This window comes from Pseudomonas sp. NBRC 100443, from assembly GCF_030268185.1.
GTDB lineage: Bacteria > Pseudomonadota > Gammaproteobacteria > Pseudomonadales > Pseudomonadaceae > Pseudomonas > Pseudomonas citronellolis.
In genome coordinates, this window is the sequence record NZ_BSQE01000014.1 from 60,018 (window position 1) to 73,373 (window position 13,356).

Annotated in this window: 13 protein-coding genes; 9 read left to right on the plus strand and 4 right to left on the minus strand. The window is 64.3% G+C overall.

Annotated elements, in window-relative coordinates; genetic code table 11:
• Nucleotides 1–7: 7 nt before the first annotated feature.
• Nucleotides 8–1,114 carry a DNA polymerase III subunit beta gene (gene dnaN, locus QSJ95_RS18800; RefSeq protein ID WP_043313938.1) on the minus strand — a complete coding sequence of 369 codons (1,107 nt, stop codon included), beginning with the start codon at nucleotides 1,112–1,114 and terminating at the stop codon, nucleotides 8–10.
• A 37-nt stretch (nucleotides 1,115–1,151) separates the two neighbouring features.
• On the minus strand, nucleotides 1,152–2,720 hold the full coding sequence (dnaA, locus tag QSJ95_RS18805; RefSeq protein ID WP_009614445.1) for a chromosomal replication initiator protein DnaA: 1,569 nt from the start codon (nucleotides 2,718–2,720) through the stop codon (nucleotides 1,152–1,154).
• Nucleotides 2,721–3,260: 540 nt separating this feature from the next.
• On the opposite strand from dnaA, the gene rpmH reads away from it, so the two are divergent.
• The 6 genes from rpmH to QSJ95_RS18835 all read left to right on the plus strand — a co-directional run bounded on the left by rpmH (nucleotide 3,261) and on the right by QSJ95_RS18835 (nucleotide 8,320).
• A complete protein-coding gene (rpmH, locus tag QSJ95_RS18810) occupies nucleotides 3,261–3,395 on the plus strand; it encodes a 50S ribosomal protein L34 (RefSeq protein ID WP_003100258.1) in 135 nt (44 codons plus the stop codon).
• Between the two features lie 14 nt (nucleotides 3,396–3,409).
• Nucleotides 3,410–3,817 (plus strand): ribonuclease P protein component, encoded by a 408-nt coding sequence (rnpA, locus tag QSJ95_RS18815; protein WP_009614437.1) that lies wholly within the window; start codon nucleotides 3,410–3,412, stop codon nucleotides 3,815–3,817.
• Entirely contained in the window at nucleotides 3,810–4,058 is a 249-nt protein-coding gene (yidD, locus tag QSJ95_RS18820) for a membrane protein insertion efficiency factor YidD (protein WP_043270141.1), read from the plus strand. Before rnpA ends, yidD begins: the two co-directional genes overlap by 8 nt.
• Nucleotides 4,059–4,060: 2 nt before the next feature.
• On the plus strand, nucleotides 4,061–5,812 hold the full coding sequence (yidC, locus tag QSJ95_RS18825) for a membrane protein insertase YidC (protein WP_009614436.1): 1,752 nt from the start codon (nucleotides 4,061–4,063) through the stop codon (nucleotides 5,810–5,812).
• Between the two features lie 67 nt (nucleotides 5,813–5,879).
• Complete coding sequence (mnmE, locus tag QSJ95_RS18830; protein ID WP_043313939.1) at nucleotides 5,880–7,247, plus strand: tRNA uridine-5-carboxymethylaminomethyl(34) synthesis GTPase MnmE; 1,368 nt, start codon at nucleotides 5,880–5,882, stop codon at nucleotides 7,245–7,247.
• A gap of 80 nt (nucleotides 7,248–7,327) precedes the next feature.
• The gene (locus QSJ95_RS18835) at nucleotides 7,328–8,320 is read left to right on the plus strand and encodes a restriction endonuclease (protein WP_009614434.1); all 993 of its coding nucleotides are present in this window, start codon (nucleotides 7,328–7,330) and stop codon (nucleotides 8,318–8,320) included.
• Nucleotides 8,321–8,353: 33 nt separating this feature from the next.
• Here QSJ95_RS18835 and QSJ95_RS18840 read toward each other — a convergent pair whose 3' ends face one another.
• Both QSJ95_RS18840 and QSJ95_RS18845 read right to left on the minus strand, forming a co-directional pair.
• Nucleotides 8,354–8,593, minus strand: coding sequence for a hypothetical protein (locus QSJ95_RS18840; RefSeq protein ID WP_285644501.1), 240 nt, complete (start codon nucleotides 8,591–8,593; stop codon nucleotides 8,354–8,356).
• A gap of 73 nt (nucleotides 8,594–8,666) precedes the next feature.
• Nucleotides 8,667–9,335 carry a hypothetical protein gene (locus QSJ95_RS18845; protein ID WP_285644502.1) on the minus strand — a complete coding sequence of 223 codons (669 nt, stop codon included), beginning with the start codon at nucleotides 9,333–9,335 and terminating at the stop codon, nucleotides 8,667–8,669.
• Between the two features lie 669 nt (nucleotides 9,336–10,004).
• Between QSJ95_RS18845 and mnmG the strand changes: the two genes are divergently transcribed.
• From mnmG to QSJ95_RS18860, 3 genes are read left to right on the plus strand one after another with little or no spacing between them, the layout of a single operon-like run.
• On the plus strand, nucleotides 10,005–11,897 hold the full coding sequence (gene mnmG / locus QSJ95_RS18850; protein WP_285644504.1) for a tRNA uridine-5-carboxymethylaminomethyl(34) synthesis enzyme MnmG: 1,893 nt from the start codon (nucleotides 10,005–10,007) through the stop codon (nucleotides 11,895–11,897).
• The gene (gene rsmG / locus QSJ95_RS18855) at nucleotides 11,897–12,571 is read left to right on the plus strand and encodes a 16S rRNA (guanine(527)-N(7))-methyltransferase RsmG (protein WP_285644505.1); all 675 of its coding nucleotides are present in this window, start codon (nucleotides 11,897–11,899) and stop codon (nucleotides 12,569–12,571) included. The genes mnmG and rsmG overlap by 1 nt, the downstream gene beginning before the upstream one ends.
• On the plus strand, nucleotides 12,564–13,352 hold the full coding sequence (locus QSJ95_RS18860) for a ParA family protein (protein WP_074980755.1): 789 nt from the start codon (nucleotides 12,564–12,566) through the stop codon (nucleotides 13,350–13,352). Before rsmG ends, QSJ95_RS18860 begins: the two co-directional genes overlap by 8 nt.
• The last annotated feature ends 4 nt before the right edge of the window (nucleotides 13,353–13,356 follow it).

Sequence of the window (13,356 nt, forward strand, 5' to 3'; positions counted from 1 at the left end):
GTGAAGGTCAGAGACGCATCGGCATGACGACATAGGCGGAGTCGTCGTTGTCGGCTTCCTGCAGCAGGGCGCTGCTGTTGGCGTCGGAGAGGATCATGCGAACCTGCTCGGTGCCCATCACGCCCAGTACGTCCAGCAGGTAGCTGACGTTGAAGCCGATTTCCAGGCTGCTGCCGTTGTAGTCGACCTGCACTTCTTCCTCCGCTTCCTCCTGCTCCGGGTTGTTCGCCTGGATCTTCAGCAGGCCGGAGGTCAGTTGCAGGCGAATGCCGCGGTACTTCTCGTTGGAGAGGATCGCGGTACGGCTGAAGGCCTCGCGCAGCAGTTGGCGGTCGCCGATCACCAGCTTGTCGCCGCCCTTGGGCAGCACGCGCTCATAGTCGGGGAACTTGCCGTCCACCAGCTTGGAAGTGAAGGTGAATTCGCCGGTGGTGGCGCGGATGTGGTGCTGGCCGAGGACGATGTCCACCTGGCCGTCCTGCTCGGTGAGCAGGCGCGCCAGTTCCAGGATGCCCTTGCGCGGCACGATGACCTGGTGGCGGTCCTGGGCTTCCGGCACGCCGCCGGTGAAGGAGCACATGGCCAGGCGATGGCCGTCGGTGGCCACGGCGCGCAGAGTGCCGCTGGAGACTTCCAGCAGCATGCCGTTGAGGTAATAGCGCACGTCCTGCTGGGCCATGGCGAAGCTGGTGCGGTCGATCAGGCGGCGCAGCTTGCTCTGCACCAGGCTGAAGGTCAGCGAGCCCGGGCCTTCCTCCACGGAGGGGAAGTCGTTGGCCGGCAGCGTCGACAGGGAGAAGCGGCTACGGCCGGCCTTCACCAGCAGCTTCTGCTCGTCGACGCGGATGTCGATCAGCGCGTCGCTGGGCAGGCTCTTGCAGATGTCCATGAGCTTGCGCGCCGGAACGGTGATCTCGCCCGGTTCGGCCGGCTCTTCCAGGGTGACGCGGCCAATCAGTTCGACCTCGAGGTCGGTACCGGTCAGCGACAGCTGCTGGCCCTGGACCACCAGCAGTACGTTGGACAGAACCGGCAGCGTCTGGCGGCGTTCGACCACACCAGCGACCAGTTGCAGGGGTTTCAACAGAGCTTCGCGTTGAATGGTGAAATGCATGGTCTAATCCCTTGCCTCGTGGGGCTGCAGCTTGGCCTCAGGTGGTCAGCGTACGCAGCAGGTTCTTGTAGTCCTCGCGGATGTCCGCGTCGGATTCCTTCAGTTGAGCGATCTTACGACAGGCGTGCAGCACCGTGGTGTGGTCCCGACCACCGAAAGCCACGCCGATCTCCGGCAGGCTGTGGTTGGTCAGTTCCTTGGACAGGGCCATGGCCACCTGGCGCGGACGCGCCACCGAGCGCGAACGGCGCTTGGACAGCAGGTCGGCGATCTTGATCTTGTAGTACTCGGCGACGGTGCGCTGGATGTTGTCGATGCTGACCAGCTTATCCTGCAGGGCCAGCAGGTCCTTCAGCGACTCGCGGATCAGCTCGATGGTGATCGGCCGGCCCATGAAGTGGGAGTGGGCGATCACCCTTTTCAGGGCCCCCTCAAGCTCGCGCACGTTGGAGCGGATGCGCTGGGCGATGAAGAAGGCCGCGTCGTGCGGCAACTCCACCTTCGCCTGCTCGGCCTTCTTCATCAGGATGGCCACGCGGGTTTCCAGTTCCGGCGGCTCCACCGCCACCGTCAGGCCCCAGCCGAAGCGCGATTTCAGGCGCTCTTCCAGGCCTTCGATCTCCTTCGGGTAGCGGTCGCTGGTGAGGATCACCTGCTGGCCGCCTTCCAGGAGGGCGTTGAAGGTATGGAAGAACTCTTCCTGGGAACGCTCCTTGCGGGCGAAGAACTGGATGTCGTCGATCAGCAGGGCGTCCACCGAGCGGTAGAAGCGCTTGAACTCGTTGATGGCGTTCAGCTGCAGGGCCTTGACCATGTCCGCGACGAAGCGCTCCGAATGCAGGTACACGACCTTGGCGTTCGGGTTCTTCTTCAGCAGGTGGTTGCCCACGGCGTGCATCAGGTGCGTCTTGCCCAGGCCCACGCCCCCATAAAGGAAGAGCGGGTTGTAGCCGTGCTTGAGGTTGTCCGCCACCTGCCAGGCCGCGGCGCGGGCCAGTTGGTTGGACTTGCCCTCGACGAAGTTCTCGAAGGTGAAGGTGCGGTTCAGATAGCTGGTGTGCTTGAGCGCGCCCTCCACCTGCACGTTGCGCTCGGTGCGTACCGCCGGCGCCGCAGGCATGGCCGCTGCGGCGGCCAGCGGGTCGATGCTCGGGCTGGACTCGTCGATGTCGGGCATCGGCTCCTGCACGTTGAGCTGCATCTGTTGCACGCGGCTGGCCGCTTCGGCCTGGGCCGGTGCCTCGGCCTGGTAGGCCTGGGCCTTGGCTGCGCGCACCTGCGCCGGCGAGGGCGGCGGGGTGATGGTCGGCGCGGGCATCGCGTGGCTCTGCGGCATCAGCGCAGGACGCGGGGCCCGGCTGCGGCGGCTGCCGATGAGCAGCGAGAGGGCGGGAATCTGCCCATTGCCACGCTCACCCAGCAGTTCGAGCAGACGCCCCATGTATTTTTCGTTGACCCAGTCCAACACGAAGCGGTTCGGTGCGTAGACACGCAGCTCCTCGCCCTCGGCCTCGACCTGCAGCGGCCGGATCCAGGTGTTGAATTGCTGGGATGGCAGCTCGTCGCGGAGCAATTCCACGCACTGCTGCCAGAGTTCCACGGACACGGGTATCCCCCAGGAGATTGGAAAGGAATGGAACGAAAAGGAAAGCGCAATTGTAGCCGTGCGCTAGCGACTTATCCACATGAGAAATCAACAAGTGGGCAAGCAAAATCAAGGCCTTAATGATGGCACATGGCAACAGCCGGCGCACCCTGAAAGTTGTGGATAACCCCTGCGCCGATGGGGGATGAACCAGGCTGGAAAGCTGTTGAGAACTTCCGCTGTGGACAAACCGGTCTTTCTTCCCCAGATTATCCACTGCCGCCGCACAGGAGGGTCACCGCTTCTCGACACCTTCGTCAAATCCGCCGTACCGCGGAAACAGTGGCCGGAATTGACTTATCCACAGATCGGACGCTATCTAGTAACAATCGCTTTCACCATCTTTTAAGAAACCTTTTCCTTGCTTTCTATTTCTGCAGAAAGCCGCTGGGCAATTACCGGCTGGTTGGAAATTGACCTGCACCGGTGTTTTCACTAGAATCGCCGGTCTCTTTAAACGGGGTCCCTGCGACCTCAGGTCATCAATCCAGGTACCGAACAATGAAACGTACTTTCCAACCCAGCACTCTCAAGCGCGCTCGCGTCCACGGTTTCCGCGCTCGCATGGCCACCAAGAACGGCCGTCAGGTTCTGTCGCGTCGTCGCGCCAAGGGCCGCAAGCGTCTGACCGTCTGATTCGCCCGGCACAGGTGGTGAGTCGAGGATTCGACCGGGAAAAGCGTCTTCTGACAGCCCGGCACTTCACAGCGGTCTTCGACTCCCCCAGCGCCAAGGTTTCCGGTAAGCACGTCCTGCTGCTGGCGCGCGAAAACGCTCTGGATCACCCCCGCCTCGGCCTAGTGATCGGCAAGAAGAACGTCAAGCTCGCCGTCGAGCGCAACCGCCTCAAACGCCTGATCCGCGAATCGTTCCGGCACAACCAGGAAGCCCTGGCTGGCCTGGACATCGTGGTCATTGCGCGCAAGGGGTTGGGTGAATTGCAGAACCCCGAACTGCACCAGCAATTCGGCAAGCTCTTCAAACGCCTGCTGCGCAACCGACCCCGGCCGGAAAGCGCAACCGAACCTCCGGGGGTCGCCGACAGTTCCCATGCGTAGACTGGCGCTGCTTCTCATCCAGTTTTACCGCTACGCCATCAGCCCCTTGATGGCCAGTCACTGTCGCTTTCACCCCAGCTGCTCCTGCTACGCGTACGAAGCCATCGAACACCATGGCTTCCTGCGCGGCGGCTGGCTGGCCCTGCGTCGCCTGGGCCGCTGCCATCCCTGGCATCCCGGTGGCTATGATCCCGTGCCGCCCGCCACTTCCAAGCACCGCCCATCCTCGACGGCCGAGTAACCATGGACATCAAACGCTCGATCCTCATCGTCGCCCTGGCTATCGTGTCCTATGCGCTGGTTCTCCAGTGGAACAAGGACTACGGTCAGCCTGAACTGCCGGCCCAGACCGCGTCGTTCAATCAGCAGCCCCAAGGCCTTCCGGACACTTCCGTGCCGGCCGGCGGCACTGCCAGCGCCGACGTACCGACCGCCCAGAGCGGCGAAACCGGGCTGCCCAGCGCCCAGCAACCGGCAGCCGCCAACGGCCAGCTGATCCAGGTGAAGACCGACGTCCTCGACCTGGCCATCGACCCGCGCGGTGGCGACGTGGTGCAACTGGGCCTGACCCAGTACCCGATGCGCCAGGATCGCCCGGACCTGCCTTTCGCCCTGTTCGAGCATGGCCAGCGCACCTACCTGGCGCAGAGCGGCCTGACCGGCACCGACGGTCCGGACGCCGCCGTCGCCGGCCGCCCGCTGTACAGCAGCGCCAAGCCCCAGTACCAGCTGGCCGACGGCCAGGACCAACTGGTGGTCGACCTGAACTTCGCCCGCGACGGTGTCAGCTACATCAAGCGCTTCACCTTCCACCGCGGCCTGAAGACCGACTGCAGCGACAAGGAAAAGGCGCAGAAGAAGCTCGACTGCATCAACCCGAACGCCTACCAGATCGACGTCACCTACCTGATCGACAACCAGAGCGCCAAGCCCTGGAGCGCCTCGCTGTTCGCCCAGCTCAAGCGTGACGCCAGCGCCGATCCGTCGTCCACCACCGCCACCGGCGTGTCCACCTACCTGGGCGCCGCGGTCTGGACCCCGGAGAAGCCCTACGTGAAAGTGTCCATGAAGGACATGGACAAGGAGCCCTTCAAGCAGACCCTGCAGGGCGGCTGGGTAGCCTGGCTGCAGCACTACTTCGTCACCGCCTGGGTGCCCGCCAAGGGCGACACCCACAACGTGATGACGCGCAAGGACGCCCAGGGCAACTACATCGTCGGCTTCACCGGCCCGACCCTCAGCGTGCCCGCCGGCGCCAAGGGCGAGACCAGCCTGACCCTGTATGCCGGTCCCAAGCTGCAGAAGTACCTGGGCGAGCTGTCCCCGGGTCTGGAGCTGACCGTCGACTACGGCCCGCTGTGGTTCATCGCCCAGCCGATCTTCTGGCTGCTGCAACATATCCACGGCCTGGTCGGCAACTGGGGCTGGTCGATCATCCTGCTGACCATCGTCATCAAGCTGGCCTTCTTCCCGCTGTCCGCCGCCAGCTACAAGTCGATGGCGCGCATGCGTGCCGTCTCGCCGAAGATGGCCGCGATCAAGGAACAGCACGGCGACGATCGCCAGAAGATGTCCCAGGCGATGATGGAGCTGTACAAGAAGGAGAAGATCAACCCGCTGGGCGGCTGCCTGCCGATCCTGGTGCAGATGCCGGTGTTCCTCTCCCTCTACTGGGTACTGCTGGAAAGCGTCGAGATGCGCCAGGCCCCGTGGCTGGGCTGGATCACCGATCTCTCGGTGAAGGATCCATTCTTCATCCTGCCGATCATCATGGGCGCCACCATGCTGGTCCAGCAGATGCTCAACCCGACCCCGCCGGATCCCATGCAGGCCAAGGTGATGAAGCTGATGCCGATCGTCTTCACCTTCTTCTTCCTGTGGTTCCCGGCCGGCCTGGTGCTGTACTGGGTGGTCAACAACTGCCTGTCCATTGCCCAGCAGTGGTACATTACCCGGCAGATCGAACGCGCCACGAGCAAGGCCAAGGCCGCCTGATCCCCGCGCTGTCGAACCACCTTCAGAACGCCCCCTCGTGGGGCGTTCTGCTATCCGGAGGAAAGCCATGAACGCAGCCCGTGAAACCATCGCCGCCGTCGCCACCGCCCAGGGCCGGGGCGGCGTGGGCATCGTCCGCGTCTCCGGGCCGCGGGCGCTGCCCATCGCCATCAGCCTCAGCGGCCGCGAGCCGCAGCCGCGCTTCGCCCACTACGGGCCCTTCTACGACGACCAGGGCGAGGTGATCGACGAAGGCCTGCTGCTGTTCTTCCGCGGCCCCAATTCCTTCACCGGCGAGGACGTGGTGGAACTGCACGGCCACGGCGGCCCGGTGGTGCTGGACATGCTCCTGCAGCGCTGCCTGGAACTGGGTTCGCGCCAGGCGCGCCCCGGCGAGTTCAGCGAGCGCGCCTTCCTCAACGACAAGCTCGACCTGGCCCAGGCCGAGGCCATCGCCGACCTCATCGAGGCCAGCTCGGCCCAGGCCGCGCGCAACGCCGTGCGCTCGCTGCAGGGCGAGTTCTCGCGGCGCGTGCATCAGCTCACCGAACAACTGATCCAGCTGCGCATCTACGTCGAGGCGGCCATCGACTTCCCCGAGGAGGAAATCGACTTCCTCGCCGATGGCCACGTGCTGTCGCAACTAGACAAGGTCCGCGCGGAACTCGCCGGCGTGCTGCGCGAGGCCGGCCAGGGCGCGCTGCTGCGCGACGGCATGACGGTGGTGATCGCCGGACGCCCCAACGCCGGCAAGTCCAGCCTGCTCAACGCCCTGGCCGGGCGCGAGGCGGCCATCGTCACCGACATCGCCGGCACCACTCGCGACGTGCTGCGCGAACATATCCACATCGACGGCATGCCGCTGCACGTCGTGGACACCGCCGGTCTGCGCGACACCGAGGACCATGTGGAAAAGATCGGCGTGGAACGCGCCCTCAAGGCCATAGGCGAGGCCGACCGGGTGCTGCTGGTGATCGACTCCACCGCGCCGGAGGCCGCCGATCCCTTCGCCCTCTGGCCGGAATTCCTCGACGAACGCCCGGACCCGGCGCGGGTCACCCTGATCCGCAACAAGGCCGACTTATCCACAAGCCCGGTAGGCATCGAGGAAAGCGCCGACGGCCACGTCACCCTGACCCTCTCCGCACGCTCCGGCGACGGCCTGGACCTGCTGCGCGAACACCTGAAGGCCTGCATGGGCTTCGAACAGACCGCCGAAAGCAGCTTCAGCGCCCGCCGCCGCCACCTGGAAGCCCTGCGCCAGGCCGGCCAGCACCTCGACCACGGCCACGCCCAACTGCTGCTCGCCGGCGCCGGCGAACTGCTCGCCGAGGACCTGCGCCACGCCCAGCAGGCCCTGGGCGAGATCACCGGGGCGTTCAGCTCCGATGACCTGCTGGGGCGGATCTTCTCCAGCTTCTGTATCGGGAAGTGAGGCTTGATGATATCGATCGGCCCCGTAAAGTAGAGCGCCTCATCATCCCTCTTTAATCTGCAAATCTTTAAGGATCGTGTATGGCGCGGATGTGGATGGTACGCGGTGAAGGCGGAAGTCTGTATGAAGCCTTCAGAGAACACGGAATTGCAGCGATCGGCTGGCGACAGATCTCGGCGCAAGCTAAACCGGGAATTGCCCGCAAGCAACTGATCGCCTTGTACCAATCGGCCGAGCCGCAAATGAAGCAAGGTTCCGTGATCTCTGGCGCCTCGCAAGTGTGGCGCTTCGTCAATGAGATTCAGGACGGGGACTGGGCCATTACCTATTCCCCAGCCAACCGCACCTACATGGTGGGTCAAGTCAACGGGCCTTCCGAACACCATCCCGAATGGGTCGAGCAAGGCATGCCATTGGCACGCAAAGTGCGCTGGCAACCCCAGGAACTGGCTCGTGACAATCTCAGCGCCAGCACCAAGAACAGCCTGGGCTCGACGCTGACGCTGTTCGAAGTGCCGCCCGCTGCCGCTTCCGAAGTACTGGCGGCGCTGAAGGGTAAGCCGGTGCCGGTAACAGAAGAGGAAACCGAAGAAGCCGTCGTCGACCCGCTGGCCGATATCGACTCCCAAGCCCTGGAGCGCATCAAGGACCGTGTCAACGAGCTCGACTGGGACGACATGCAGCAACTGGTCGCCGGCATTCTGCGCGCCATGGGCTACAAAACCCAGGTCTCGCCGCCTGGTTCCGACCGGGGCAAAGACATAGTCGCCTCGCCCGATGGCTTCGGCTTCGAGCACCCGCGCATCGTCGTGGAGGTCAAGCACCGCAAGGGGCAAATGGGCAGCCAGGAGATTCGCAGCTTCCTGGGCGGCCGCCACAAGGATGATCGCGGGCTATACGTCAGTACCGGCGGTTTCACCAAAGAGGCTCAGTATGAAGCGGAGCGCGCCTCCATCCCGCTGGCAATGTGGACATTGGACCATGTGGTGCGCGCCCTGATCGAACACTATGACGCCACCGACGCCGAAACCAAACGAATCGTACCGCTGAAGCGACTGTACTGGCCTGCCTGAAGCCAGAGGGAACTGGTGCTGAAGCAAGCGGAATCACTGTCGAGCGCTTGGTCGAAGTGATGACTGCATAGGGGGCTTGGTATGAATGGCAAAAAACTGATCCGCAACAGCACGGCCGAGTTCCTGATCTTCACGGGCCAGGCCGGCGAGCAGAGCATCGAGGCCCGCTATGAGGACGAAACCCTGTGGCTGTCGCAGAAGCTGATGGCCGAGTTGTTCGGGGTGGATGTGCGCACCGTCAGCGAGCACCTGAAGAACATCTTTGCCAGTCATGAGCTCGCGCCTGAGGCAACTATCCGGAAATTCCGGATAGTTGCGCCTGAAAACAAACTCTCCAGTGACTTCGCTAACGGGCCGAAGCGATCGCCTCCGCGCGTTCGCAGAGTTCGGCCACGCGACGCCTGGCGGTCCCAGCGCATGGCTCCGCAGCCGCGTCCAGCAGGTCTGGGTCGATCTCGAGGAACTCCACCAGGGCTTGCTGCGCTGTGGATAACTCCGTCAGGCCTGGCGGGACCTCGGGTTCCTCATCCTCAGCTTCCAGGAAAGGCGCATCCGCCAGCCAACCCAGGTAGAGCGGGCGCAGGTCGCCGTCCTGCAATTCCTCCCGCAATGGCAGCAGGCGCGGCATCCACTGCGTGCCATTGTCCACGGCGAAACGATCGAAGTTCTCGGTCTCGTCGAGCATCCAGTTGAAGCACCAATGCGAATCGCTGGCGACGATGGAAAAACTGAAGGGGGCGATGGCGAAGGGCAATACCCGTTCCGCCGGGAGGGCGGACCTGGGCAGCCGCAACGACAGCCGGCAGCTGGCAAAACTGGCGAAATAGACAAAGGCGTCGAAATAGCGCCGCATCCACTCATCCGGGTCGCCGTTGAGATCACCCCAGTTGTAATGGTTGGTGAAAGCGGTCGGAGTAATGACGGCGCGACCGGACCTGGCTCGCAGTTCGGCCATCTCTTGCGGGGTGAGCGGCCGATCGATGGCTGCGAATTCGTAGTACTGGTATTCACTCATGACTGGCTGTCTTGGTTCGGGTGAAGAGTGGCGATGGTACACGCTCGCTTCTGTCCAGGAACTCATTCCCAGGGGTTCGCGAGCAAGCTCGCTCCTACGAAGAGCAGTGCCCGTTCCCCACGTCCTGGTTTGAACACAGGAAGAAATGGCCTGTGGATAGCCCCTTTCCTTGCCCATATCCCTGGCAGCTTGTGGATTGATCTATCGGCGTAAACAACGAAACCACTGTGGAATCTGGCCTGGATCAACCTATTCACATGCCGCCCTGAACCCTGTGGAAAACTACCGTATAGCTACGTAGACAACCCAGTGGTCAAAACCGGGGATAACCGGCCTGTGCATAACCCTGCATTCCATGCACAGGTGTTCAACCGGAAGTGCCCTGCTTCCGGACACCTTCGGCACAGGTTTATCCTTCGCTGTAAATCTCGCTCCAGAAGGCCCCGAAGCACTTATCCACAAAAATTGTCCACACCAAACATAATCACTAGCTCTAAAAAGATTTAAAAATTCCTTCTCTCTTTATTTTGTGAATGAAGCATTCCCTCGTGTGACGCACAAAAGGCCGATTGGCTACTTTTCATACAGGTCCCTTCAATCGGCAGGGCTAAGCCCCTATACTGTGCGGCTCTCTTTTTCTTTCCCTGATCGACAGGCACGAGGTGCGTGGTGGATTTCCCTTCCCGTTTTGACGTGATAGTGATCGGCGGTGGCCATGCCGGCACGGAGGCCGCGCTGGCGGCCGCACGCATGGGCGTGAAGACCCTGCTGCTCACCCACAATGTGGAAACCCTGGGCCAGATGAGCTGCAACCCGGCCATCGGCGGTATCGGCAAGAGCCACCTGGTCAAGGAAATCGATGCCCTGGGCGGCGCCATGGCGCATGCCACCGACAAGGGCGGCATCCAGTTCCGCGTGCTCAACAGCCGCAAGGGCCCAGCCGTGCGCGCCACCCGCGCCCAGGCCGACCGCGTGCTGTACAAGGCCGCGGTACGCGAGATCCTGGAGAACCAGGCGAACCTGTGGATATTCCAGCAGGCCTGCGACGACCTGATCGTCGAACAGGACCAGGTGCGCGGCGTGGTGACTCAGATGGGTCTGAAATTCCACGCGGACCAGGTGGTGTTGACCGCCGGCACCTTCCTCGGCGGACTTATCCACATCGGCCTGGAGAACTACTCCGGCGGCCGCGCCGGTGATCCGCCGGCCATCGCCCTGGCCAGGCGCCTGCGCGAACTGCCGCTGCGCGTCGGCCGCCTGAAGACCGGCACGCCGCCGCGCATCGACGGCCGCAGCGTGGACTTCTCGGTGATGACCGAGCAGCCCGGCGACACCCCGATCCCGGTGATGTCCTTCCTCGGCAGCAAGGAAGAGCACCCGCGCCAGGTCAGCTGCTGGATCACCCACACCAACGCGCGCACCCACGAGATCATCGCCGCCAACCTCGACCGCTCGCCGATGTACTCCGGCGTCATCGAGGGCATCGGCCCGCGCTACTGCCCGTCGATCGAGGACAAGATCCACCGCTTCGCCGATAAGGACAGCCACCAGGTATTCCTCGAACCGGAAGGCCTGACCACCCACGAGCTGTACCCCAACGGCATCTCCACCTCGCTGCCGTTCGACGTGCAGCTGCAGATCGTGCGTTCCATCCGCGGCATGGAGAACGCCCACATCGTGCGCCCGGGCTACGCCATCGAGTACGACTACTTCGACCCGCGCGACCTGAAGTACAGCCTGGAGACGAAAGTCATCGGCGGCCTGTTCTTCGCCGGCCAGATCAACGGCACCACCGGCTACGAAGAGGCCGGCGCCCAGGGCCTGCTCGCCGGCGCCAACGCCGCGCTGCGCGCCCAGGGCCGCGAGGCCTGGTGCCCGCGCCGCGACGAGGCGTACATCGGCGTGCTGGTGGACGACCTGATCACCCTGGGCACCCAGGAGCCCTACCGCATGTTCACTTCGCGCGCCGAATACCGGCTGATCCTGCGCGAGGACAACGCCGACCTGCGCCTGACCGAGAAGGGCCGCGAGCTGGGCCTGGTCGACGACCGCCGCTGGGCGGCCTTCGAGGCCAAGCGCGAAGGCATCGAGCGCGAGGAACAGCGCCTGAAGAGCACCTGGGTGCGGCCGAACACCCCGCAGGGCGACGCCATCGCCGAGCGCTTCGGCACCCCGCTGGCCCACGAGTACAACCTGCTCAACCTGCTGGCCCGCCCGGAAATCGACTACGCCAGCCTGGCCGAAGTGACCGGCGCCGGCGCCGAGGATTCGCAGGTCGCCGAGCAGGTGGAGATCCGCACCAAGTACGCCGGCTACATCGACCGCCAGCAGGAAGAGATCGCCCGCCTGCGCGCCAGCGAGGACACCCGCCTGCCTGTGGATATCGACTACACGGGCATCTCCGGGTTGTCCAAGGAGATCCAGAACAAGCTCGGCCAGGCCCGCCCCGAGACACTCGGTCAGGCCGGGCGCATCCCCGGTGTCACCCCGGCGGCCATCTCGCTGCTGCTGATCCACCTGAAGAAGCGCGCCAGCGGCCGCCAACTGGAGCAGAGCGCCTGATGTCCCAGGTCACCCAAGCCCACGCCGACGAGCTCGTGCGTGGCGCCGCGGCGCTCGGCGTCGAACTCGACGAAGCCGGCCGCCAGGGCCTGCTCGCCTACCTCGCCCTGCTGGCGAAGTGGAACAAGGCCTACAACCTCACCGCGGTGCGCGACATCGACGAGATGGTCTCGCGCCACCTGCTCGACAGCCTCAGCGTCGTCCCGCACTTCCTCGCCGCCGGCGGCGAGCGCTGGCTGGACGTGGGCAGCGGCGGCGGCATGCCCGGCATCCCGCTGGCCATCCTGTTCCCGGACAAGCGCCTGACGCTGCTCGACAGCAACGGCAAGAAGACCCGCTTCCTCACCCAGGTGAAGCTGGAACTGAAGCTGCGCAACCTGGAAGTTATCCACAGCCGGGTCGAGGCCTACCAGCCGGACCGGGCATTCAACGGCATCGTCTCCCGGGCCTTCAGCAGCCTGGAAGACTTCTGCAACTGGACCCGCCACCTCGGCGACGGCGAGACCCGCTGGCTGGCGATGAAAGGCGTGCACCCGGAGCAGGAGCTGACGGCACTCCCGGAAGATTTCCGGGTCGAAGCCGAGCACGCCCTCAGCGTGCCGGGTTGCCAAGGCCAGCGGCATCTGCTGATACTGCGCCGGAGCATGACGGGGACGGGGGAAAACCATGGCTAAGGTATTCGCGATCGCCAACCAGAAGGGCGGTGTCGGCAAGACCACCACCTGCATCAACCTCGCCGCCTCGCTGGTCGCCACCAAGCGCCGCGTGCTGCTGATCGACCTCGATCCACAGGGCAACGCCACCACCGGCAGCGGTGTGGATAAGTTGTCCCTGGAATACTCCATCTACGACGTGCTCACCGGCGAGGCCGACCTGGCCCAGGCCATGCAGTTCTCCGAGCACGGCGGCTACCAGATCCTCCCGGCCAACCGCGACCTCACCGCCGCGGAAGTGGTGCTGCTGGAGATGGACATGAAGGAGCACCGCCTGCGCCAGGCCCTGGCCCCGGTGCGCGAGAACTACGACTACATCCTCATCGACTGCCCGCCGTCGCTGTCGATGCTCACGGTCAACGCCCTGTCCGCCGCCGACGGCGTGATCATCCCCATGCAGTGCGAGTACTACGCGCTGGAAGGCCTGACCGACCTGATGAACAGCATCCAGCGCATCGCCGAGCGTCTGAATCCGACGCTGAGCATCGAGGGCCTGCTGCGGACCATGTACGATCCGCGCATCAGCCTGACCAACGACGTCAGCGCGCAGCTGCAGGAACACTTCGGCGACAAGCTCTACACCACCGTGATCCCGCGCAACGTGCGACTGGCCGAGGCGCCCAGCTTCGGCATGCCGGCGCTGGTCTACGACAAGCAATCGCGCGGGGCCATGGCCTACCTGGCGCTGGCCGGCGAACTCTCGCGCCGACAGCGCGCCGCCCGCAAAGCCGCCACCGCATGACCCA

Coding starts and splice junctions, on each gene's coding strand:
- QSJ95_RS18845 (WP_285644502.1), bottom strand. CDS start 9,335: ATGAGTGAATACCAGTACTACGAATTCGCAGCCATCGATCGGCCGCTC.
- QSJ95_RS18860 (WP_074980755.1), top strand. CDS start 12,564: ATGGCTAAGGTATTCGCGATCGCCAACCAGAAGGGCGGTGTCGGCAAG.
- dnaN (WP_043313938.1), bottom strand. CDS start 1,114: ATGCATTTCACCATTCAACGCGAAGCTCTGTTGAAACCCCTGCAACTG.
- yidC (WP_009614436.1), top strand. CDS start 4,061: ATGGACATCAAACGCTCGATCCTCATCGTCGCCCTGGCTATCGTGTCC.
- rsmG (WP_285644505.1), top strand. CDS start 11,897: ATGTCCCAGGTCACCCAAGCCCACGCCGACGAGCTCGTGCGTGGCGCC.
- rpmH (WP_003100258.1), top strand. CDS start 3,261: ATGAAACGTACTTTCCAACCCAGCACTCTCAAGCGCGCTCGCGTCCAC.
- yidD (WP_043270141.1), top strand. CDS start 3,810: ATGCGTAGACTGGCGCTGCTTCTCATCCAGTTTTACCGCTACGCCATC.
- QSJ95_RS18835 (WP_009614434.1), top strand. CDS start 7,328: ATGGCGCGGATGTGGATGGTACGCGGTGAAGGCGGAAGTCTGTATGAA.
- mnmE (WP_043313939.1), top strand. CDS start 5,880: ATGAACGCAGCCCGTGAAACCATCGCCGCCGTCGCCACCGCCCAGGGC.
- QSJ95_RS18840 (WP_285644501.1), bottom strand. CDS start 8,593: ATGACTGGCAAAGATGTTCTTCAGGTGCTCGCTGACGGTGCGCACATC.